Source organism: Nocardia sp. NPDC023733 (assembly GCF_040639775.1).
GTDB classification, from domain to species: domain Bacteria; phylum Actinomycetota; class Actinomycetes; order Mycobacteriales; family Mycobacteriaceae; genus Nocardia; species Nocardia rosealba.
This window is the reverse complement of record NZ_JBFAAN010000002.1, coordinates 670,142-690,604: the sequence shown is the minus strand read 5'-3', so window position 1 is coordinate 690,604 and position 20,463 is coordinate 670,142. Positions and strand designations below refer to the sequence as shown.

At 70.0% G+C, this 20,463-nt stretch carries 15 protein-coding genes; 7 read left to right on the top strand and 8 right to left on the bottom strand.

Annotation, left to right across the window (positions count from 1 at the left end; translation table 11 throughout):
• Positions 1 to 97: 97 nt before the first annotated feature.
• Positions 98 to 676 (top strand): PPA1309 family protein, encoded by a 579-nt coding sequence (locus tag AB0F86_RS14615; protein WP_067491592.1) that lies wholly within the window; start codon positions 98 to 100, stop codon positions 674 to 676.
• Between the two features lie 24 nt (positions 677 to 700).
• On the opposite strand, the gene AB0F86_RS14610 is transcribed toward AB0F86_RS14615, so the two are convergent.
• Complete coding sequence (locus tag AB0F86_RS14610) at positions 701 to 1,726, bottom strand: PDZ domain-containing protein (protein ID WP_356986640.1); 1,026 nt, start codon at positions 1,724 to 1,726, stop codon at positions 701 to 703.
• 127 nt (positions 1,727 to 1,853) lie between these two features.
• Here AB0F86_RS14610 and AB0F86_RS14605 point away from each other — a divergent pair, with 127 nt between their 5' ends.
• The 3 genes from AB0F86_RS14605 (at position 1,854) to AB0F86_RS14595 (ending at position 5,754) form a co-directional block, all read left to right on the top strand.
• Positions 1,854 to 3,272, top strand: coding sequence for a zinc-dependent metalloprotease (locus AB0F86_RS14605; protein WP_181700395.1), 1,419 nt, complete (start codon positions 1,854 to 1,856; stop codon positions 3,270 to 3,272).
• A 207-nt stretch (positions 3,273 to 3,479) separates the two neighbouring features.
• Positions 3,480 to 4,355 carry a TOMM precursor leader peptide-binding protein gene (locus AB0F86_RS14600; RefSeq protein ID WP_356986642.1) on the top strand — a complete coding sequence of 292 codons (876 nt, stop codon included), beginning with the start codon at positions 3,480 to 3,482 and terminating at the stop codon, positions 4,353 to 4,355.
• 46 nt (positions 4,356 to 4,401) lie between these two features.
• A complete protein-coding gene (locus AB0F86_RS14595; RefSeq protein WP_356986643.1) occupies positions 4,402 to 5,754 on the top strand; it encodes an AarF/UbiB family protein in 1,353 nt (450 codons plus the stop codon).
• 148 nt (positions 5,755 to 5,902) lie between these two features.
• Here AB0F86_RS14595 and AB0F86_RS14590 read toward each other — a convergent pair whose 3' ends face one another.
• The 3 genes from AB0F86_RS14590 to AB0F86_RS14580 form a co-directional block, all read right to left on the bottom strand.
• Positions 5,903 to 6,229, bottom strand: coding sequence for a WhiB family transcriptional regulator (locus AB0F86_RS14590; RefSeq protein WP_279537537.1), 327 nt, complete (start codon positions 6,227 to 6,229; stop codon positions 5,903 to 5,905).
• Between the two features lie 133 nt (positions 6,230 to 6,362).
• A complete protein-coding gene (locus AB0F86_RS14585; protein WP_356986646.1) occupies positions 6,363 to 6,695 on the bottom strand; it encodes a hypothetical protein in 333 nt (110 codons plus the stop codon).
• Positions 6,696 to 6,805: 110 nt separating this feature from the next.
• A complete protein-coding gene (locus AB0F86_RS14580) occupies positions 6,806 to 8,959 on the bottom strand; it encodes an ATP-dependent DNA helicase UvrD2 (RefSeq protein WP_356986661.1) in 2,154 nt (717 codons plus the stop codon).
• 93 nt (positions 8,960 to 9,052) lie between these two features.
• Between AB0F86_RS14580 and AB0F86_RS14575 the strand changes: the two genes are divergently transcribed.
• Positions 9,053 to 9,283: a mycoredoxin gene (locus tag AB0F86_RS14575; RefSeq protein WP_356986663.1), complete on the top strand. Its 231-nt coding sequence runs from the start codon at positions 9,053 to 9,055 to the stop codon at positions 9,281 to 9,283.
• 309 nt (positions 9,284 to 9,592) lie between these two features.
• Here AB0F86_RS14575 and nudC read toward each other — a convergent pair whose 3' ends face one another.
• The 4 genes from nudC to AB0F86_RS14555 all read right to left on the bottom strand — a co-directional run bounded on the left by nudC (position 9,593) and on the right by AB0F86_RS14555 (position 19,236).
• Positions 9,593 to 10,486 (bottom strand): NAD(+) diphosphatase, encoded by an 894-nt coding sequence (nudC, locus tag AB0F86_RS14570; protein ID WP_356985809.1) that lies wholly within the window; start codon positions 10,484 to 10,486, stop codon positions 9,593 to 9,595.
• A 23-nt stretch (positions 10,487 to 10,509) separates the two neighbouring features.
• A complete protein-coding gene (locus AB0F86_RS14565; RefSeq protein WP_067491584.1) occupies positions 10,510 to 11,562 on the bottom strand; it encodes a potassium channel protein in 1,053 nt (350 codons plus the stop codon).
• A gap of 232 nt (positions 11,563 to 11,794) precedes the next feature.
• Positions 11,795 to 15,604 carry a UvrD-helicase domain-containing protein gene (locus AB0F86_RS14560; protein WP_356985808.1) on the bottom strand — a complete coding sequence of 1,270 codons (3,810 nt, stop codon included), beginning with the start codon at positions 15,602 to 15,604 and terminating at the stop codon, positions 11,795 to 11,797.
• Positions 15,601 to 19,236 carry an ATP-dependent DNA helicase gene (locus tag AB0F86_RS14555; RefSeq protein ID WP_356985819.1) on the bottom strand — a complete coding sequence of 1,212 codons (3,636 nt, stop codon included), beginning with the start codon at positions 19,234 to 19,236 and terminating at the stop codon, positions 15,601 to 15,603. The genes AB0F86_RS14560 and AB0F86_RS14555 overlap by 4 nt, the downstream gene beginning before the upstream one ends.
• A gap of 114 nt (positions 19,237 to 19,350) precedes the next feature.
• On the opposite strand from AB0F86_RS14555, the gene AB0F86_RS14550 reads away from it, so the two are divergent.
• Both AB0F86_RS14550 and AB0F86_RS14545 read left to right on the top strand, forming a co-directional pair.
• Positions 19,351 to 20,139: an alpha/beta hydrolase gene (locus AB0F86_RS14550; protein WP_356985807.1), complete on the top strand. Its 789-nt coding sequence runs from the start codon at positions 19,351 to 19,353 to the stop codon at positions 20,137 to 20,139.
• Positions 20,140 to 20,142: 3 nt separating this feature from the next.
• Positions 20,143 to 20,433, top strand: coding sequence for an MGMT family protein (locus AB0F86_RS14545; protein WP_356985806.1), 291 nt, complete (start codon positions 20,143 to 20,145; stop codon positions 20,431 to 20,433).
• The last annotated feature ends 30 nt before the right edge of the window (positions 20,434 to 20,463 follow it).

Below are 20,463 nucleotides of genomic sequence, written 5' to 3'. Positions count from 1 at the left end.
CGATGTTGCGGGTGATCCTGTTCGGGATCGTTGGCGCCCACTCTACGGAAATCGGACACCATGCAAGCGGCAGGGCCGAAAATGATTGGATGGTCGGGTGACCGATGACGAGCACGCCGAAGTTCTCCTCGCCCGCTGTGTGCGCGAGGTCGTCGAGTTCGCCGACGCCGAGGGCTGGGGCAATCCGCCGCAGATGTTCGCGTTGGTGCCGACCGCCGACCTGGCCGCGGCCGAACCGGACCTGCAGGATCAGCTCGACGACGGCAGCGAACTGACACCCGTGGCCCAGGAAGCCTTCCCCGACGACATCACCGGCGGTTCGATGGCGCTCGACGAATTCCTGGCCACCACCACCTGGCCGCCCGCGGTCGAGGGTTGCGTGCTCGTCCAGGAGATCGTGGTGCTGCCGCCGGACGCGGAGAGCGATCTGGACGAGGCGCTCGTTCCGCTGCTCGCCGACGACGAAGCCGCCGACGCGGCCGGGCGCGCCGCCGCCCACGCCCACCCGGGCCGCCGCGATGCCCGCCTCATCGCGGGCGTGTTGCGCCAGGGCGCGTCGCTGTGCCTGCTGCAGATCCGCCCCGAGGACGACGACGGCTTCGGCGACCTCGACCTGCGCACCTACCCGAACCTGGCCCCGGGCCTCGTCGAGGCCCTGCACCACACTCTCGAGTGATCGACCGCGGCGCCGGCCGCCATGTCAACTGCAGCTGATCGGTTCGCGGCCTGCTTCGATGTCGGACAGGGCGGTGATCGCGGTGTCGAGGGTGTCGACCTTCACCAGCCGCAGCCCTTCCGGGATGCGCTGAGCTGCCTCGTTGCAGTTGGCGGCGGGCACGAGGAAGGTTTCGGCGCCCGCCTCACGCGCGGCGATCATCTTGTACTGGATGCCGCCGATCGGGCCGACCTTGCCGTCCTGGTCGATGGTTCCGGTGCCCGCGACGAACTTGCCGCCGTTGAGTTCGCCGGGTGAGAGCTTGTCGATCAGGGCCAAGCTGAACATGAGCCCGGCCGAGGGACCGCCGATATCGGCGAGGTTGAACTCCACCTTCAGCGGCGGGCGCCCACCCTCGCCGAGGCCGATGCCCAGGTAGCCCTTGTTGCTGTCGTCGGGGCGGGCGGCGAGGGTGATCGGGGTGGTCTGCTCGACGTCGCCGCGCCGGTAGACGACGGTGATGACGTCGCCGGGTCCCTTGGTGCCGACCAGGTCGATCACTTCTCGGGGCGCGTTGATCGGCTTGCCGTCGATGCTGATGATCTGGTCGTCGGCGGCGAGGATGTCCTTGGCCGGGCCGTCCTCGACGACACCGCGCACCAGGACCACCGTCGGCAGCTTCAGGTGGTGCAGCGCGGCGACCTCGGCGTTGCTCTCGGAATCCTTGAAGTCCTGCTGGTTGGACTTGTCGACCTCTTCGCGCGACACGCCGGGCGGGTACACCTCGGCGCGCGGGACGAGGCCGTGCTCACCGCTCACCCAGAACCCGAACGCTTCGAACAGGTTCAGCTCGTCGCGGACCGAAACGGTCGTCATATTGAGCTGACCGGTGGTCGGATCGAGGGGTGCGCCCGTGACGTCGACCACCTGCTTACCGTCGACCTGGCCGAGGGTGTCGAAGGTCGGGCCGGGGCCGAGTGCGACGAACGGAACGGTGACCACACTGCCGACCACGCCGAGCACGAGGACGGGTACCAGGGCCACGATCAGGGTGAGGATCCGACGATTCACTCCGACCACAGTAGTGATCACCTTCGCCGGGCGACGGTAGTGGCACGCTTTTGCGCCGTCGGCCCCGCCGACGATTTCGCGATGCGCGAACACCGTGGACCGGCAGGTCCCGCGTAACGTAAGAGGCATGAGCGATCACCCCTTCGGCTTCTCGAACCGCGACGACGACGAGTCCGGTAAGCGTCGCGACGAGGCGAACGGACCCGGCGGATCGGATCCGTTCGGTTTCGGGGCGGGCGGCACGGGCGGTTTCGACCCGTCGCAGCTGGGTCAGATGCTGACCCAGCTCGGCCAGATGATCAGCGGCATGAGCCAGGGTGGCAGCCCGGGCGGCGCCCAGTCCGGCCCGGTCAACTACGACGTGGCCAAGCGGCTGGCGCGTCAGCAGCTCGGTGCCACCGTCGCACCGATCGCCGCGAAGACCTCCTCCGCCGTCGCCGACGCGGCGCACCTGGCCGAGCTGTGGCTCGACGGTTCGACCGTCCTTCCGGCGGGTGCGAACAAGACCGTGGCATGGACGGCCAACGACTGGATCGAGGAGACGCTGCCCACCTGGAAGCGCCTGTGCGACCCGGTGGCCGAGCAGATCTCCGGCATGTGGACCGCGCAGTTGCCCGAGGAGGCCAAGCAGTTCGCCGGTCCGATGGTCGGCATGCTCGGCCAGATGGGTGGGCTCGCGTTCGGTTCGCAGCTGGGTCAGGCGCTCGGTCAGCTGGCCAAGGAGGTGCTCACCTCCACCGATATCGGTCTTCCCCTCGGACCGGCCGGAACCGCCGCGCTGCTGCCGAGCGCGATCGCCTCGTTCAGCGAGGGACTCGAGCAGCCCGAGAGCGAGATCATGGTGTTCCTCGCCGCTCGTGAGGCCGCGCACCAGCGGCTGTTCGCGCATGTGCCGTGGCTGCGTCAGCAGGTGCTCGGGGCGGTCGAGGCGTACGCGCGCGGCATCAAGATGGACTTCTCCGCGCTGGAGGACGCCGCCCAGAACATCGATCCGATGATGCTCAGCGATCCGTCCAAGCTGGAGGAACTGCTCTCGCAGGGCACTTTCGAACCGCAGACCACGCCCGAGCAGAAGGCCGCACTGGAACGTCTGGAGACGCTGCTGGCGCTGATCGAGGGCTGGGTCGACGTGGTGGTCTCCGACGCGGTCGGCGAGCGGTTGCCCGGTGCGACGGCGCTGTCGGAGACGCTGCGTCGCCGCCGTGCGACCGGTGGGCCCGCCGAGCAGACCTTCGCGACGCTGGTCGGTCTCGAGCTGCGCCCGCGCAAGGTGCGTGAGGCCTCGGCGCTGTGGCGCAGGCTCACCGACGACGCGGGCATGGAGCGTCGCGACGGGGTGTGGGCACACCCCGACCTGCTGCCCGATTCCACCGACCTCGACTCCCCCGCCGGGTTCATCGACTCCGTGATCGGCGGCGGCACAGGCGCTTTCGACGATCCGCTGGCCCAGCTCGCCGAGACCGAGGCCCGCGAGCGCGACCAGGCGCAGCAGGACGAGAAGAAGTCCGACGACACCGGCGACGACCCGGAGTCCGACCACTCGTGAGGGTGCGCGACCACCGGCGGTGAAAAACTTTCCGCCGGTGGTTGCGCGACACGGCTTTTCGGCGTGGCGCCGTCTCGAATCGCCGTAACGACGGGCGGAACATCGTCTGTTCACAAGGCGAGATCGTCGAAGCGACACGCCCAAAACCTGTGGATAACTGGGCTTTCGGGCCCTGGTCGCAGGCGAGGCGATGCCGATACTTCTGGCATGACGACCACAACACCACTGCGCGGCCCGATGCTGCACCCGAGGGTGACCACCCTGGTCCGGCCCTCGGGCACGGTGCAACTGGGCTGGGACCCCGAACGCGCGCTCGTCCTCGAGACCACCGAGCTCGACACCGGCACGGTGCTCGCCTTCCTCCGGCTGCTCGACGGTCTGCAGTCGCGGCCGCAGATCATCTGGCGCGCCGGTGAATTCGGTATCTCCCCCGATCGCACCGTCGCGTTGCTCACCGCGATCGACCGGGCGGGGCTGCTGCTGCAACCCGAGCGCAAACAGGCCAAGATCCGGTCGATCACCGTGCACGGGCTCGGCCCGTTGTCCGACGCGGTGACGATCGGATTGCGCCGCATGGGTTTCCGGCCCTCACGATCGCGCACGTTCCGCCCCGAGGTGGTGGTCGGTCCCCCCGGCTGCGATCTGGTGGTACTCACCGACGCGCTGATGATCGACCCACGCCTGTCGGTCGACCTGGTGTTGCGGAGGGTGCCGCACCTGCAGGTGCGCGTGCGTGACGGTATCGGCGTCGTCGGTCCCCTCGTCCTGCCCGGTCAGACCAGCTGCCTGCGGTGCGCTGACCTCACCCGTGCGGGCCTCGACCACGACTGGCCGCACCTGGCGGCGCAACTGCTCGGCCGCACCGGCCACGCCTCCCCCGCCGGCGTGGCGGCGACCACCGCACTGGCGCTCGGCGAGCTGGAAGCCATCGTCGAATGCTCACCGCGACGACGGCCCGCGACCCTGGACGCCACCATGGAACTCGACCTCGATTCGCACGAACTGCACCGCAGGCCGTGGCCACCGCACCCGGAATGCGGCTGCCGGACACTGGCCGGTCATCGCGCGGAGGTGACCCGATGATCGCCGGTGTGAGCATTCCCATGGCACAGCGGCCGCAGGTTCGGCCATGATGGGTAGCGTGTCCGAGATCGTGCGCCGCAGCTCAAGCCGCAATGCCAAGTTGGCCAAAATTCCGCTCGGCATCGCGGGGCGAGCCGCCGTCGGGTTCGGCAAGAAGCTCGTCGGGGGTGACAAGCAGCAGATCAACGCCGGATTGAACCAGAAGGCCGCCGAGCAGTTGTTCGCCGTGCTCGGTGAACTCAAGGGCGGCGCGATGAAGTTCGGCCAGGCGCTGAGCGTGATGGAAGCCGCCGTGCCCGAGGAATTCGGCGAGCACTATCGCGAGGCCCTCACCAAGTTGCAGGCCGCCGCACCGCCGATGCCGATCGAAACGGTGCACCGGGTCCTGGACCAGCAGCTCGGCACCAAGTGGCGTGATCGTTTCCAGTCCTTCGACGACACCCCCGCCGCGTCGGCGAGCATCGGTCAGGTGCACCGGGCGGTGTGGTCGGACGGGCGCGCGGTGGCGGTGAAGGTGCAGTACCCCGGCGCCGACGAGGCGCTGCGCGCCGACCTCAAGACTCTGTCGCGGATGTCGGGTCTGCTGGCGTCGGTGATCCCCGGCGCGGACGTGAAGCCGCTGCTCGCCGAGATCACCGAGCGCACCGAGGAAGAACTCGACTATCGCATCGAGGCGGCCAACCAGCGCCGCTTCGCCGCAGCCTTCGACGGGCACCCGCACATCGTGGTCCCCAAGGTCGTGGCGGGTGCGCCGAAGGTGATCGTCACCGAATGGCTGGACGGCACGCCGGTCTCGGCGCTCATCAAGGCGGGCGCCGACGACCCGGAAGGCACGCGCGCGCAACGCAATCGGATCGCCGAGCTGATGGGCACCTTCCACTTCTCCTCCCCCGAGCTGGTCGGCCTCCTGCACGGCGACCCGCATCCGGGTAACTTCCTCGTGCGGCCCGACGGCAAGCTGGCCGTCCTCGACTTCGGTGCCTGCGCGCCGATGCCCGGCGGTTTCCCCCGCATCCTCGGCGAGATGCTGGCGCTGGCGGTCGCCGAGAACCACGAGGCCCTCACCCAGCTGCTCTACGAGCACGGGTGGGTGATTCCGGGTCGCAAGGTGACACACGAGGAGATCGAGGCCTACCTGCGCCCGTTCAGCGACCCGATCCGCACCGACACCTTCCATTTCACCAGGGCCTGGATGCAGCGGGTCGCGGGCAAGGCATCGGAATTCTCCAGTCCGGAGATGAAAACCGCTCGGGCGCTGCAACTCCCGGCGGAGTACGTGATGATCTTCCGCGTGCTCGGCGGCTCCGTCGGCATCCTCGCCCAGCTCGACGCGGAACTGGGTTTCATGAGGCTGGTCCGCACCTGGGTGCCCGGCTTCCCGGCCGAGCAAGCCTCCTAGCCGCACAGAACAAACGAACCGCCCACCGACGCACGGTGAGCGGTTCGCTTGCGGTACAACCCTTTTCCGGGGTGCATGCTGTGTTCATGCGGCATGCTCGGGCGGCCTGCGTGGTTACACTCCGCTGCCGCCTCCAGCCGCTGACCGCTCATGCCGGGATCGCGACCTTGCGCGGGCGACCACGCGGGCGCTTGCGGGCGATCACGACACCCTGGTCGAAGATCTCACCGCCCCAGACACCCCACGGCTCGCCGCGGTCGATGGCCGCCGTCAGGCAGCCCTTACGGATCGGGCAGGAGGCGCACAGCTGCTTGGCCTGCTCGAGATCGGTGGGGCTCTCGGCGAACCACAGATCGGGGTTTCCGGCCCGGCAGGGCAGGGTCTTGGTGGTGACCTCACGGACGCGAGGGGTCTGCGCCACGGTTCGGCATGTCACGTCAGTAGTGGCCGTCGGCCAGTCCTGGGCGGTGAACACGTCGTTCTCCTTCAGCTCGTTGCAGTCGTGGTGTTCGGTGTGCGAACCCGGAGCCTGCGGCTGAGGAGCCGAAAACAATGGCCACGGATTTCGCTTCTCGCGATCCGTGGCCAGGAGGTCTAGGGAGGAATTCCTACCTAGTTCGACATCTGTGTCGAGACCTGAGCACGGTCGCTGGGTGGACGCGGAGGCGGGTTGCGCCGCCGAAGACTGCCGGTGCATATCCGGCCTCATCGGCGACGGTGTCTGCCGATGCCGGAACGGCGGTCGGCTGCCAACCCACAATGGGCTTGTCCTGGAGACGAATAGGGCTGTGCTGATGCATGACAGTCATCGGGACAGCTTTGGTATCGACGCCGGACAGACCGGTCCCCTGCAGAGCGAGGACCCCCCGGGAGGCGGACACCATGAATTCGTTCACCAGGTCGCGATTGCCCATCGCGACGAATGCGGTGTTGCTGTTCATCTGACTGCCTCCCTCCTGAACTCGTGTGCTGATAGTTTCCGCGCGCCGAGATCACTCTCGGTGCGTGCTGTCCACCATAGGCAAAGATCGATAACCGGACAACCTATTTTCTACCTGGGGTTTTGTGTCTTCGCCCGCATCCGCGACGCGACGATCGCGAGCACATCGGCGCCGTACTGCTCGATCTTCTTCGGGCCGATGCCCGCGATCGCCGCCAGCCCCTTGTCGTCGGCGGGGAGCTGTTCGGCGATGGCGGTGAGGGTGGTGTCGGTGAACACCACGAAGTCGCGCACGCGCAGCACCTCGGCCTTCTCCGTGCGCCACTCCTGCAGGGCCGCGAGCAATTCGGCGTCGAGTTCGGCCGGGCAGCGCCTGCAGCGGCCGAGCATGGAGGCGTAGGTGCCGATCAGCGGTTTCGCGCAGACCCGGCACAGTGGGCGTTTGCCGTCGGCGTCCTTGGGGCCCGTGGCCGTCGCGGCGATGCGCGAGGCGGGCGAGTCGTCGGGGACGAGGCCGTTGAGGAACCGGGAACGCCTGCGCACCCGTCGGCCGCCCTCGGCGCGGGCCAGCGACCACGAGACCGCGAGGTGTTCACGCGCGCGAGTGACGCCCACGTAGAGCAGCCGACGTTCCTCTTCCAGGCCCGCCTGGTCGGAGGGGCTGCCGTCGTCGCCGAGCACGTGCTGGATCGGGAGCGTGCCGTCGCTGACGCCGACGAGGAACACCGCGTCCCATTCCAGGCCCTTGGCCGCATGCAGCGACGCCAGCGTGACGCCTTCGACGGTCGGCGGGTGTTTGGCCTCGGCGCGGGTGGCGAGCTCGCGAAGCAGCCCGGTGAGGTCGATCTCCGGGTCGTGGCCGACGAGTTCCTCGGTGAGCTGCACCAGTGCGAGCAGCGCGGACCAGCGTTCCTTGGCCTGGGCGCCGGCCGGTTCCTCGGCGGTGAGCCCGACCGAGGCCAGCTCGGCGCGGACCAGCGTGATGAGTCCACCCCCGCTGCGCGCCTCGTCGGGCAGGTCGTCGCGGGTATCGGCCTGGCGCAGCTTCTGCACGGCCTGGCGCACCTCTTGGCGCTGGAAGAACCCTTCACCGCCGCGCACCTGGAACGGGATACCGCGCTCGTTGAGCGCCTGTTCGAACGGTTCGGACTGGGCGTTGATCCGGTAGAGCACCGCGATCTCGGCCGCCGGTGTGCCCGCGGCGATCAGCTTCTTGATCTTGCCCGCGACGGCCGCGGCCTCGGCAGGTACGTCGGGGTACTCGGCGAACTCGGGTTCCGGACCGTCGGGGCGCTGGCCGACGAGCGCGAGCCGGGTGCCCGCGATGCGGCCGCGCGCGGCCCCGATCACGCGGTTGGCCAGCGACACCACCTGCGGGGTGGAGCGATAGTCACGTTCGAGGCGGATGACGGTGGCGTCGGGGAAGCGGCGGGAGAAGTCGAGCAAGTAGTTGGGGGTGGCGCCGGTGAAGGAGTAGATGGTCTGGTTGGCGTCGCCGACGACGGTGAGGTCGTCGCGCTCGCCGAGCCAGGCGTCGAGCACCCGCTGCTGCAGCGGCGTGACGTCCTGGTACTCGTCGACGACGAAACTGCGGTATCGGCCACGGAATTCGTCGGCGACAGCCGGGTAGTCCTCGAGCGCGGCGGCGGTGTGCAGCAGCAGGTCGTCGAAGTCGAGCAGCAGGCCGTCGGCGGAGGTTTTCGCCGACTCGTACCCGGCGTAGACCTGGGCCACCCGGGTGACCTCGACCGGGGCGTCACGGTGGTATTTCGCGGCGGCCACCGGATAGTCCTCCGGGGCGATCAGCGAAGCCTTGGCCCACTCGATCTCGCTGAGCAGGTCGCGGATCAGTTCGGTCGAGCTGCCCAGTCCCGCCCGGTTGGCGGCCTGTGCGACCACGGGGAACTTGCTGTCGAGCAACCGCCACGGCACATCGCCGACGACCTGCGGCCAGAAGTACCGCAGCTGCCGCAGCGCCGCCGCGTGGAAGGTGCGTGCCTGCACCTGCCCGGCGTCACCGCCGAGGCCCATCGCCCGCAGCCTGCCGCGCATCTCCCCCGCGGCGCGCGCGGTGAAGGTCACCGCCAGGACCTGGTCGGCTTTCACGTGACCGCCCGCGATCAGGTGTGCGATGCGGTGGGTGATGGTCCTGGTCTTGCCGGTACCCGCGCCCGCGAGCACACACACCGGTCCCCTCGGTGCCCGCACCGCGGCGGCCTGTTCCGGGTCGAGGGCGGCGAGATCGAGTGCTGACACGGCCACCATCATGACAGCGCCCGCCGACAAGAACCCGGCCGGAACACCAGGGCCGGTCGAGACGTTGCACATCGCGTGAGCGAAACAACCCCTGACCTGACGATGTACTCCACCACCTGGTGCGGCTACTGCCGCCGCCTCAAGACCCAGCTCGACGAGGCGGGCATCACCTACACGGTGATCGACATCGAAGAGGATCCCGCCTCGGCCGACTTCGTGGGAAGCGTCAACAACGGCAACCACGTCGTGCCGACGGTGAAGTATCGGGATGGATCGACTGCGACGAATCCGACGTTGACGCAGGTCAAGCAGGCTTTGGCGGCTCAGAGCTGATCACATTGGAGTGCAGTGGCCACCGCACTCCCAGCTACCCGGCACTACTTTCAGTCCGCCATAACCGCACTCCCGGCCCCGTACGTCCCGACCTCGAGGAGGGACCGCCGCGAAGCGGCGTAGCGGCCCGGCCGCGAGTTAGCCGCCGTTGCGCATGCGCGAAGCGCGAGCAACGGCGGCTAACTCGCGGCCCCCCAGGGGCCGCGCTCGAGCGCGCCAGCGCTCCAAAAACACAGCCAGTACCTACCTGTGCGCAAGACAAAAAGGGCCGGGCACGTCGAAAACCGCACCCGACCTGTCAATTCGAACTCAGACCTCCGTCCAGGATTCGATGATCGTTCGGGCGATCGAGATGGAACCGGGGACGAGGAGGCGCGCGTTGGTGTCGCGGGTCGACCAGTCGCCGAGATTCAGCGCGGCACGGACCTCGTCGCGGGTGAACCAGTGCGCTTCTTCGATCTCACCGTCGGAGAAGGCGAGTTCCTGCGCGGGATCGCCGACGGCGGCGAACCCGACCATCAGCGAACGCGGGAACGGCCACGGCTGGCTGCCCAGGTAGTGGATCTCGCGCAGGTCGACACCGACCTCCTCGCGGACCTCGCGTTCCACGCACCGTTCCAGCGACTCACCCGCTTCGACGAAGCCGGCGAGCAGCGAGAACATCGCGGGCGGCCAGCTGTGCTGGCGGGCGAGCAGTACACGGTCGGCGCCGTCGTGGACCAGGACGATCACGGCGGGATCGATGCGGGGGAACTCCTCGACGCCGGTGCCGGTCAACCGGGACCAGCCACCGCGCGCGAGGGTGGTCGAGGTCCCGTCACCGCCGTGGAAACCGGCGTGGTCGTGCCAGTTCAGCAGGGCGTAGGCCGTGGAGAGCAGTTCGGCGGTGAAGTCGTCGACCGCGCCGAGCGTGCGCAGATCCTTCAGCGTGCCCTCGAGTTCCGGCTCCCGCACCGCCCACAGGTGCGCGCCCTCGGTGACCCCGAGGAACACCGCCCGGTCCTCGGGGAAATCACCGAACGCGGTGGCCGCGTCGAGAACGATGGTGCCGCCGTCCACCCGCACCCGCCCGCGCGGATCCACCCGCAGCACCCGGGCCTTACCCCACCCCTCGCGCAGCGCGGCGGGATCGACCCGCACGTGCTCGGCCCGATCGATGGTGGAACGCGACAGCAGCGGAACGTCTTTCAGCCGGAACGACACATCGCCGAGCCTAGCCGGTGCCGCTATTTGCCGCCGTTGCGGATGTAGAGCAGCTTGTCGCCCGCGTCGAGCGCGTCGACCTCGGGCTCACCGACGCGGATCAGCTGACCGTCGCGCACCACGCCCAGCACGATGTCGGACAGGTGACGCGGCGACCCGCCGACCTCGCTCGGCTCCACCTCACGCTCGGCCACCGCGAAACCCTCTTCGGGGGTGAGCAGGTCCTCCATCATCTCCACGACCGTCGGGGTGGTCGTGGCGATCCCCAGCAACCGGCCCGCCGTCTCCGACGACACCACCACCGAGTCGGCGCCGGACTGGCGCACGAGGTGGGTGTTCTCGGCCTCGCGGATGGCGACACAGATCTTGGCGGTCTTGTTCAGTTCGCGGGCGGTGAGGGTAACCAGCACCGCGGTGTCGTCGCGGTTGGTCGCCACGATCACCGACGACGCCCGCTGCACGCCGGTCAGGCGCAGCACATCGGACTTGGTCGCCGAACCGTGCACGGTGACAAGACCCGCACCGGCCGCCGCCTCCAGCGCGATGGGATCGGTATCGACGACGACGATGTCGGAAGCCTGCACACCGTCGCCGAGCATGGCATCGATCGCGGTGCGTCCCTTGGTGCCGTAACCGACGACAACGGTGTGATTGCGCACGGTGTGCCTCCATCGCTGAATCTTGAACGCCTGCCGGGACCGCTCGGTGAGCACGCTGAGAGTGGTGCCGACCAGCACGATCAGGAACAGGACACGCAGGGGTGTGATGACGATGATGTTCACCAGCCGCGCGGACGGGGTGATCGGGGCGATATCGCCGTACCCGGTGGTCGACAGCGACACCGTGGCGTAGTACATCGCATCGAGGAACGACAACTCGTCACCGGAGTTGTCGCGGTAGCCGTGGCGGCCGAGATACACCACGCCCGCGGCGGTGAACAGCAGCAGGATCGCGAAAAGGACGCGGCGGGTGAGCGAGGTCCAGGGACTGATCTGCTCGACCGGGATGCGCAACAAACCGACCAGCGCGTAGTCGGGACTGCTACTCAGCCCGAGCGGGCGGCGCTTGTCGAACATCGTCGCTCCTGTAATTTTGGCGGCTGGCGCCGCGGGTGTCGGCGCTAAGCGCCGCCTCTTCCCTCCCTACGGGCACTCCTTCGTCGCACCCTTCGGTCAGTCCAGAGGCGGCGACGCGCCGACACCGGCCGTCGTATTCGCTTCGCGAGGAAGACTAGCTGGCGCCGCGGGTTCGGCGCTGAACACCGTCTCCACCGGTCGTGGTTTTCCGCTTCGCGGGAAGAGTATCGGCTCAGTGGGGGGCTTGCTGTTCGGTGTCCTTGTTTTCCGGGGCGGCGTCGTGGATGAGGCGGGCCAGTTCGTCCGGGCCTGCCAGGTCGGTGGGGGCGATGGTGCGGCCGGAGCGCACGTAATGGAAAGCGGCGCCGACTCGTTGGAGGATCGCGTCCTCGGATTCGCCGGTGCGGGCGGCCATCAGGCGGGCCCAGGCCAGGCGGTACACGGCGAGCTGCATGGCGACGGCGGGTTCGTCGGCGGGGCCGGGTTCGGCGCCGGTCTTCCAGTCGACGACGATCCAGCGGCCGCCGGGTTCGGCGAAGACGGCGTCCATCCGGCCGCGGACAACTGTGCCCGCGATGCTGGTTTCGAACGGCACCTCCACGTCGATGGGGTTGCGGTGCGCCCAAGGGGAGCGACGGAAGGCGGCCTGCATGGTGGCGAGTTCCTGATCGGCGCGGCCCGCCGTGTCGGCGGCGCCGGGCAATTCGTCGAGGCCGAGCAACTGGTCGGTGCTGTACCAGGACTGCACCCAGGCGTGAAAAGCGGTGCCGCGCCGGGCCATCGGGTTCGGTGGGTAGGGCAGGGGGCGGCGTAGGCGGGCGGCCAGGCGAGTGGGGTCGGCGCGCAGTTCGACCAGTGCGGTGGCGGGGAGCTGACCGGGCAGTTCCACCTGCTGTTCGGCGAGTTCAGCGGCGGTGAACTCGGCGAGCAGGGCGTCGACGTCGTTGGCCCAGCCTTCGGGATCGTCGTCCTCGGGCGCGGATTCGGTCGGCGTGCTGCGTAACTGGTCGAGGGCTTCGCGAACGAGGGTGGCGCCCTGTTCGATGGGGTCGCGGCGGTCGCCGAGGGGGTCGCGGGGCCACAGGGCGGTCGGCGGATTGTCGGCGAAGGGGTTGGCGGCGTCGGCCGGTGGTTTGTCGTCCCAGCGGGCGACGGTCGCGACACCGTAGGCGGGGCTGTCGGGGTCGTCGTTGGCCTCTTTGAGTTCGAGCAGGAACTCCGACGGCCCCTTCTGCGAAGTGCCGGTTTCGGGCCAGTAGTAGGCCGAAACCAGCAGTACCCGTTCGGTTCTGGTGAGGGCGACGTAGAACAGGCGGCGCTCTTCGTCCAGGCGGCGGCTCTTGAGGGCGTCGCGGTGCTCGGCGATGGCCTGTTCGAGTTCGGCGCGGTCACCGACGCCGCTCAGGTCGAGGACCGGGACGCCTTCGGCGGCGTCGGGCTGGGCACGGTCACCGCGCAGGGTGGTGGGGAGTTCGGTGAGGGCGCCGAGCCAGGTGCTCAGTGCGGTGGTCGAGGGGAACACCGAGGCGCTCACGTGCGGCACCGCGACGACCTCCCATTCGAGGCCCTTGGCCGCGTGCACCGTGAGCACCTGCACGCGATCACGGGCGGCCTCCACTTCGCCCGGCTCCAAACCGTTTTCGACGGATTCGGCGGCGGTGAAGAAGGCGAGCAGGCCGCTGAGCGAGGCACGCGAATCGGCGGCATAGCCCGCGACCACCTCGGCGAAAGCATCCAGGTGCTCGCGGCCCGCGCCACCGCCCGCGATGGCGCGGCGGGTCTGGGTTTCCACACCGACGCCGATCGTCCGCTCGACATCGGCGACGAGTTCGACCAGTGGTTGCCCACTGCGTTCGCGCAGGGCGGCCAATTCCTCACCGAGTGCGATGATGCGCGCGTAACCCGCCTCCGAATAGTTCTCCGCCGGACCGGGGTCGGCGATGGCGTCGGCAAGTCCCGCCCGCTCGGTCGGTTCGGGGGCGACCTCGCGCAGGGCCGATGCCAGGCCGCTCGCGTCGGTGATCGCGGTGGAGGCATCGCCGGACAGGCTGCCGATCGACAGCATGCGCGCCCGCTTGGCCAGGGCAGCGAGGTCGGCGACACCGATGCGCCAGCGCGCGCCGGTGAGGATGCGCACCGCCGCGCTTCCGGTGCCGGGCTCGGCGATCAGTCGCAGCGTGGCGACGATGTCGGCCACCTCGGGGGTCGCCAAAAGTCCACCGAGACCGACGATTTCGACCGGAAGACCCTGTTCGCGCAAGGCTTCGGCCAGCGGTGCGGCATCGGCGTTGCGCCGGATCAGTACCGCCGATGTGGGCGGAGGTTCTCCCTCTTCCCGCGCCTGGATCCACTCGCGGGCGATCCGCTCGGCGATCCAGTCACGTTCCTGTGCAACCGTTTCCGTGAGCGCCAGTTCGACGGAGCCCGCATGCGCGTCCGGTTTGGCACGCAGAGCATCCACAGTCGCACCTCCGGCCGCGCGCGCCCGCAACCGCAACGGGTCGGCCACGAGATTCGCCAGCGCCAGCGCTTCCGGCGGATTCCGCCAACTGGTGAGCAACGGCAGGATCGGCGCCGGAACACCCTCGCGCACAGGGAAATCCGTCGCGAACCGAGGTAGGTTCGCCGCCGAGGCACCACGCCACCCGTAGATCGATTGCATCGGATCACCGACCGCCGTCACCGCAAGCCCGCCGGAACCTGTTTCCCCACCCCTACTTCCGCACCCCGACCCGCCAGTACCGTCTTCACCCAGCAGGCCGGAGTCCGAGGAATCGGCGCCGCCGCCATCTGCACGAACGTAGCGCTCACCACCGCCGGCACCACCGCGCCGCCCACCGCCCCCGTCCCCATGGCGACCCTCACCATCGGCCTGACCGCGGTAACCCTCACCATCCGCCTCACCACGGCGACCCTCACCATCCGACTCTCCAGGGCGACCTTCGCCTGCGACGCCATCGCGGCGCTCACCACCCCCATCACCGTGGCGACTGGAGCCAGCTACCCGGCGCCCGTCGGGGCCGATTTCACCGTGGGCTGGGTCGTCCGACCACAGCGTCGCATGGTCGGGCGTGGCCGATGCCCGCACACGTACCGGCTCGGTGCGCCGATTGTGTTCTACCGCTTTCGCATTGCCGAACAGGGCCGACAGGAGGACGCGTTGGGCGTGGCCGGTGTCCTGGTATTCGTCGAGCAGGACCAGTTTGAAGCGGGCACGCTCGGCGGCGGCTACCTCCGGGTGGTCGACGGCCAGGCGGGCAGCCAGGGACATCTGCGAGCCGAAGTCGAGAGCGCCTCGGCGCTCGAGTGCCTCGGCGAGCTGACGGACCAGCGGCAGCAGGGCGACGCGCTCGCGTTGGGCGTTGACCACGTCCTGGAGCTTCTGGCTCGGGCCACCGCGCTGACGCGGTCCGGCGGGCAGGGTGTAGACGAGTTTTTCCAGCTCGGCGTGGGCTTCGGCGAGTTCCTCCGGCTCCACCAGGTGCTCGGCGAGCTGCCCGGACAGCGCGAGCACCGCCTCGGTGACCGAGACGGGGGTGCGGTCGGTGTCGAGGTCGCCGTCCCAGGAGCGGACCACCTCGTGGGCGAGCTGCCACAGCTGCGTCTGGGTGAGCAGCGCGGCCGAGGGTTCCACCGGCAGCAGCAGACCGTGCGCGGTGAGCAGCCTGCCCGCGTACGAGTGGTAGGTGCTGATCTCCGGTTCGGCGCCCGCGATGACAGTGCGCAGCGCACCGCTGGGATCGATCTCGCGCACCAGCGGTGCGCCAGCCAAGCGGGCGAGCCGGGTACGGATGCGAGAAGTCAACTGCTGTGCGGCTTTTCGGGTGAAGGTGAGGCCGAGCACCTCGTCGGGGGCAACGAGCTGATTGGCGACCATCCACACCACGCGCGCGGCCATCGTCTCGGTCTTACCCGCACCCGCGCCCGCGACCACCAGCGTCGGACCGGGCGGGGCCGCGATGACAGCCGCCTGTTCGTCGGTCGGCGGCGGCAGGCCGAGCGCGTCGGCCAACCGCTGCGGGGTGACGCGCACGCCGCTCACTCGTCGGTCACCTGCCGTCCGGTGTCACGCACGGGACAACTGCCGCCGACCGGGCAGTGCCTGCACCCGTCGTTGCGCACCGCGAGGTAGCCGGGGCCGCGAGTGGCCGCGGCGGCGTCGTGGATGGTGGTTCGCCACTGCTCGAGTCCCTCGGCGTCGAGCGGGTCCTGGGCGCGTTCGGTCGCCCCGGTCTTGTTGTGGGGTTTGGCGACGTAGACCAGGCGCGCACCGCCCGGCTCACCGGGTTCGGAGTCCTCCTCGTCGAGCGCGCCGTGGGCGGCGGCGACCTGGTAGGTGGCCAGCTGGGCGTGGTCGGCGACGGTCTTCGCGCTGATCGGTGTCTTGCCCGTCTTCACGTCGACGATCACGAAGCGGCCCTGCGCGTCGCGTTCGAGCCGGTCGACCCGGCCCCGGATACGCACGGGCCGTTCCCCTTCGGCGCGCGGCGGCAACACGCAGTCCACCGGCACCTCGACCCCGGCCTGAGTGAGTTCGCCACGGGTGGTGCGCACCCAGGCGAGGAAGGTCTCGAGCATGGCCTCGGTGCGGCGCAGTTCCTGGCGGGAGTGCCAGCCGGTGGCCGGGTCGATCGCCTTCCACGCCTGGTCGAGGGCGGCGCGCACCTGGTGTTCCGGCACGTTTCCGGCGAGTGCCTGCACCAGGGTGTGCACGAGGTTGCCCTTCACGGCGTGCGGGTTGTCGCCGTCGGTGCCGCCGTGACGTTCCAGCGCCCAGCGCAGCGGACAGGTGCGCAGCAGTTCGACGGTCGACGGGGACAAGCCGATGGGCGAATCGTCGTCGTCCCACAGTTCGCGCTCGCTGCTCAGCGCCGCGGTGCCGTACCAGTCGTCGGGGTCGGTACCCGGTACACCGGCATCGGCCAGGCGTGCCAGCTGCCGGGCCGCGCGGTCGCGGCGCTGCGGGTCGGCGCCGGGATCGCAGACCACACCGCGCAATTCGGCGACCAGCGCGTGCATCACCAGCGCGCGGCCGGGATCGGCGACGGGCAGGGCGCCCGGTTCGCCGGTGTCGTCGTCGCCGAGCAGCTCGGTGAGAAAGCGAGACGGCACCAGATCCTGGTCTCCCGCAACGGATTCGACAGCTGTCACCAGCAGCGAGCGCCGAGCCCGGCTGCACGCGACGAGCAGCAGTCTGCGTTCTTCGGCGAGAATCGGGGCCGCCCGGTTCGTCTTCGCCGCCGGGTCGACACCGGCCACCAGGTCGACCAGGTCCTCGGTGTGCAGCAACGTGCCGCGCGCACGCGGGTTGGGCCAGATGCCTTCCTGTACGGCGGCGACCGCGACCACGTCCCATTCCCGGCCCGCTGCCGCGTGTGCGCTGAGCAGCGTGACGGCCTCTGTTTCGGCGGTCATCGGCCTGCCCTGCTGCGGAATCTGCTGGTGCAGCAGATATTCCACGAAACCCTCGATGCCCGCCTTGGGCAGCCGGTCGACGTAGGCCGCTGCGGCGTCGAACAATTCGACGGCGGCGTCGAGGTCGCGGTCGGCTTGCATACCGGCCGCGCCGCCGCGACGGGACTGCCGGAACCAGCGGCGCTCCAGTCGTGAACTGGTCCACAGGGTCCAGAGCACGTCCTCGAGGCCCTTGTCACGTACTCGGGCCTGCCTGGCCTTGTCGACGGCGCGCAGCACCCGGTGCAGCGGGGCCGCCTCCACCTCGGTGAGACCGTCGAGCAGACGGGGCTCGCCGATACCGACGATGAGGTCGCGCAGCACCTCGGCCGAGGACTGATCGATCAGCGGCACCTCGGCCGGTTCCGGGCGCGGCGGCGCGGCGACGACATCCAGCGCGGGTGGCATGGTTTCGGCGTCTAGGACGTCGATGTCGTCGGGAAGTCGTTCGGCGACATCCCAATCCGGTTCGGGCTCCGGGCGCAGCGGGTCGTCGGGGTCCGGCGGCGGGGGCAGCCACTCGTCGTCGATCGGATCCGGTTCGGGCTCGGGCAGTTCCGGTGGTGGCGGCGGTTCGTCCCACAGCAGGAACTGATCCGCCGCCTCGGGCGGTGTACCCGCCAGGGCGCCGGTGCGTTCGAGGTCGAGCACGCTGCGGCGGATGCCACGGCGCAACCTGCGCAGGGCGATCTGATCGGCCCCACCGAGCGGCCCCGACAGCAGATCCATGGCGTCTTCGGGCGAGAACACCGAGTCGATGGCCCGTCGCGACCCCGGCCGCGACCGGTCACCGGCCAGCAGCACCCGCAGCGCCAGCACCATCCACGCCGCGCCACGCCTGCGCGCCAGCGGTTCGGCCACGGCGGGCCTGCGCACCGGCACCCCGGCGGCCAGCAGCGCCCGCCGCAACGGCGCCAGCGACAACGGCACCGATCGCACGATCACCGCCATGTCCGACCACGGCACGCCGTCGGTGAGATGTGCCCGCCGCAGATGGTCCGCGATCAGCGCGGCTTCCTTGGCGGGCGTCGACAACACCCGGACCCGCACGCTGGTCTCGTCGTCCGGCGGCGGTCCGGCTGCCGGCTCGCCACCGCGCGATTCCACCTCGGCTTCTGGTTCGTTCAGGTCAGCGCGCGACTCCTGCCCCGGCAGCACCCGATGCCGCGCACTACCCGGCAGCCGGGCGGCGATGCGCGCGGTGGCCAGGCGGATCGGCGCACCGCTGCGATGGTTGTGGCGCAGGATGATTCGGCGTTGGGGGCTCGTGTCGAGGTCGACGAGGAACCGCGAGTCGGCGCCACGGAAGGTGAAGACGGCCTGGTCGGGGTCGCCGGTGACAACAGTGCTCGCGCTACCGCTGCCGATCGCGCGCACCAGGGTCGCGGCTTGCGGATCCAGGTGCTGGGCGTCGTCGACGAGCAGGTAGCGGATCCGATCACGTTCGGCCGCAAGGAGATTGCGGTCGCCTGCGAGCGCGTCGAGGGCTGCACCGACGAGTTCGGCGGCGTCGAGGGCGGGCGCGGTGGCTTCCGGCGCGGCCACACCGACCGACCAGCGCAGCATCGACGCCTCTTCGTAGCGTTGCAGGAACCGGCCCGCCGCCACCCACGCGTCGTTGTCGTGCTCGCGGCCCAGCCTCATCAAGTCCTCGGGGCCGATCCCGCGTTCGGTGGCGCGCAACATCAGGTCACGCAGTTGTTCGGCGAACCCGCCGAGAGCGAGCGCGGGTTGCAGGCGCGGTGGCCACAGTCCGCGCCCGCCCTGCTCGATGTCCTCGAGGTCGCCGCGCAGCATCTCGCGCAGGACCGCGTCTTGTTCGGCACCGGTGAGCAGACGTGGCGGCGGGTTGCCGTGCCGTTCGGCGTGGCGGCGCAGCACCGAGAAGGCGTAGGAGTGCAGTGTGCGCACCATGGGTTCGCGGCTGGCACCGGGGATGCCGGTGTGCGGGCCGAGCCGGTGGGTGATGGCGTCGCGCAGGGCCGCGGCGGCGTGTTTGGTGTGGGTGAGGACAAGGACCGAGGACGGGTCGGCACCGTCGGTGATGCGGGCCGCGACCAGGTCGACCAGCAGCGAGGTCTTGCCCGTGCCGGGGCCGCCGAGCACCTGCCAGGGCAGCCAACCGGGGCGCGGCGGGGCGGGTTGGGCTTGTTCGGCGAACAGCGCGCGAACAGGCGCGCCCCAGGCTCGCGGCCGGGGCGCTCGCGTCGTCCGGCGCACGAGTCGCACCGAGCTATCCGATCGCACCACATCGGCTATTGCAACAGACCCCACCGACACGCCCGCCCACCCCCATCGGGGGACACGCTGCGCGACAGCGCGCGACCGGCCACAATGACTGTCGTGTCGTCGCTTCATGTGCAACGTTTCGGCCCCGCCGACGGTCCCGTCGTCCTCGCCCTGCACGGCCTCACCGGCCATGGCAACCGATGGGAAACCCTCGCCACCCGGCATCTGCCGCAGGCCCGGGTGATCGCGCCCGACCTGCGCGGACACGGTCGTTCCACCTCGCTGCCGCCGTGGGATATCGATACTCTCGCCGCCGATGTGGCCGCACTCGTGCGAGCGGAGACCGACGGCCCGGTCGTCGTGGTCGGGCATTCGTTCGGTGGCGCGGTCGGCATCTATCTGGCGCGCGCCCATCGCGAGCTCGTGCGCTCGCTGGTGCTGCTGGATCCGGCCATCGGGATCGACCCGAAGCTGATGGAACAGGTGGCCGCCGCCGACCTGGCCTCACCCGATTACACCGATGTCGACGAAGCCCGCTCGGACAAACAGGTGAGCGCGTGGGGCCCCGACGAGGTCGACCCGGCCGAGCTCGAGCGCGAGCTCGCCGAGCACCTGGTGCCCGCCGGGGGCGGCCGCGTGCGGTGGCGCACCTTCCAGCCGGCGATCACCTCGTACTGGGGGCAGCTGGCCCGCCCGTTCGTGCTGCCGCCCGCCGACGTGCCGACGGTGCTGGTCCAGGCCGCCAAGGTGCAACCGCCGTATGTCACGGCCGAATTCCGTGGTGCGTTGGCCGCCGAGCTCGCCGATTTCACCGCTCACGACTGGGACTGCGACCACATGGTCCCGCAGGCCCGTCCCGCCGAAACGGCCGCGCTCATCGCATCGGTGCTGTAACCCGTGCCCGCGACGACCGACGACCAGGTGGAACGGGTGCGCGCCCTCGTCGCCGCCATCCCACCCGGTCGCGTCGCCACCTACGGCGACCTCGCCGCCGCCGTAGGCCTGTCCTCGCCGCGCACGGTCGGCTGGATCATGCGCACCGACTCCTCCGATCTCCCCTGGCACCGCGTCGTCCCCGCCTCCGGCCGCCCCTCCCCCCACCTCGCCACCCGCCAGCTCCGCCTCCTCGCCGAGGAAGGAGTCCCCATCACCGACGGCCGCATCGACCTGCGCACCGCCCGCCTCTGACGATCGGGTCGGAACCGGAGGGGTGGCGCG

Excerpts from the sequence above, each read along its gene's own strand:
- AB0F86_RS14600 (WP_356986642.1), top strand. The coding sequence starts at position 3,480 with ATGACGACCACAACACCACTGCGCGGCCCGATGCTGCACCCGAGGGTG.
- AB0F86_RS14550 (WP_356985807.1), top strand. The coding sequence starts at position 19,351 with ATGACTGTCGTGTCGTCGCTTCATGTGCAACGTTTCGGCCCCGCCGAC.
- AB0F86_RS14575 (WP_356986663.1), top strand. The coding sequence starts at position 9,053 with ATGTACTCCACCACCTGGTGCGGCTACTGCCGCCGCCTCAAGACCCAG.
- AB0F86_RS14580 (WP_356986661.1), bottom strand. The coding sequence starts at position 8,959 with ATGGTGGCCGTGTCAGCACTCGATCTCGCCGCCCTCGACCCGGAACAG.
- AB0F86_RS14585 (WP_356986646.1), bottom strand. The coding sequence starts at position 6,695 with ATGAACAGCAACACCGCATTCGTCGCGATGGGCAATCGCGACCTGGTG.
- AB0F86_RS14565 (WP_067491584.1), bottom strand. The coding sequence starts at position 11,562 with ATGTTCGACAAGCGCCGCCCGCTCGGGCTGAGTAGCAGTCCCGACTAC.
- AB0F86_RS14605 (WP_181700395.1), top strand. The coding sequence starts at position 1,854 with ATGAGCGATCACCCCTTCGGCTTCTCGAACCGCGACGACGACGAGTCC.
- AB0F86_RS14595 (WP_356986643.1), top strand. The coding sequence starts at position 4,402 with ATGATGGGTAGCGTGTCCGAGATCGTGCGCCGCAGCTCAAGCCGCAAT.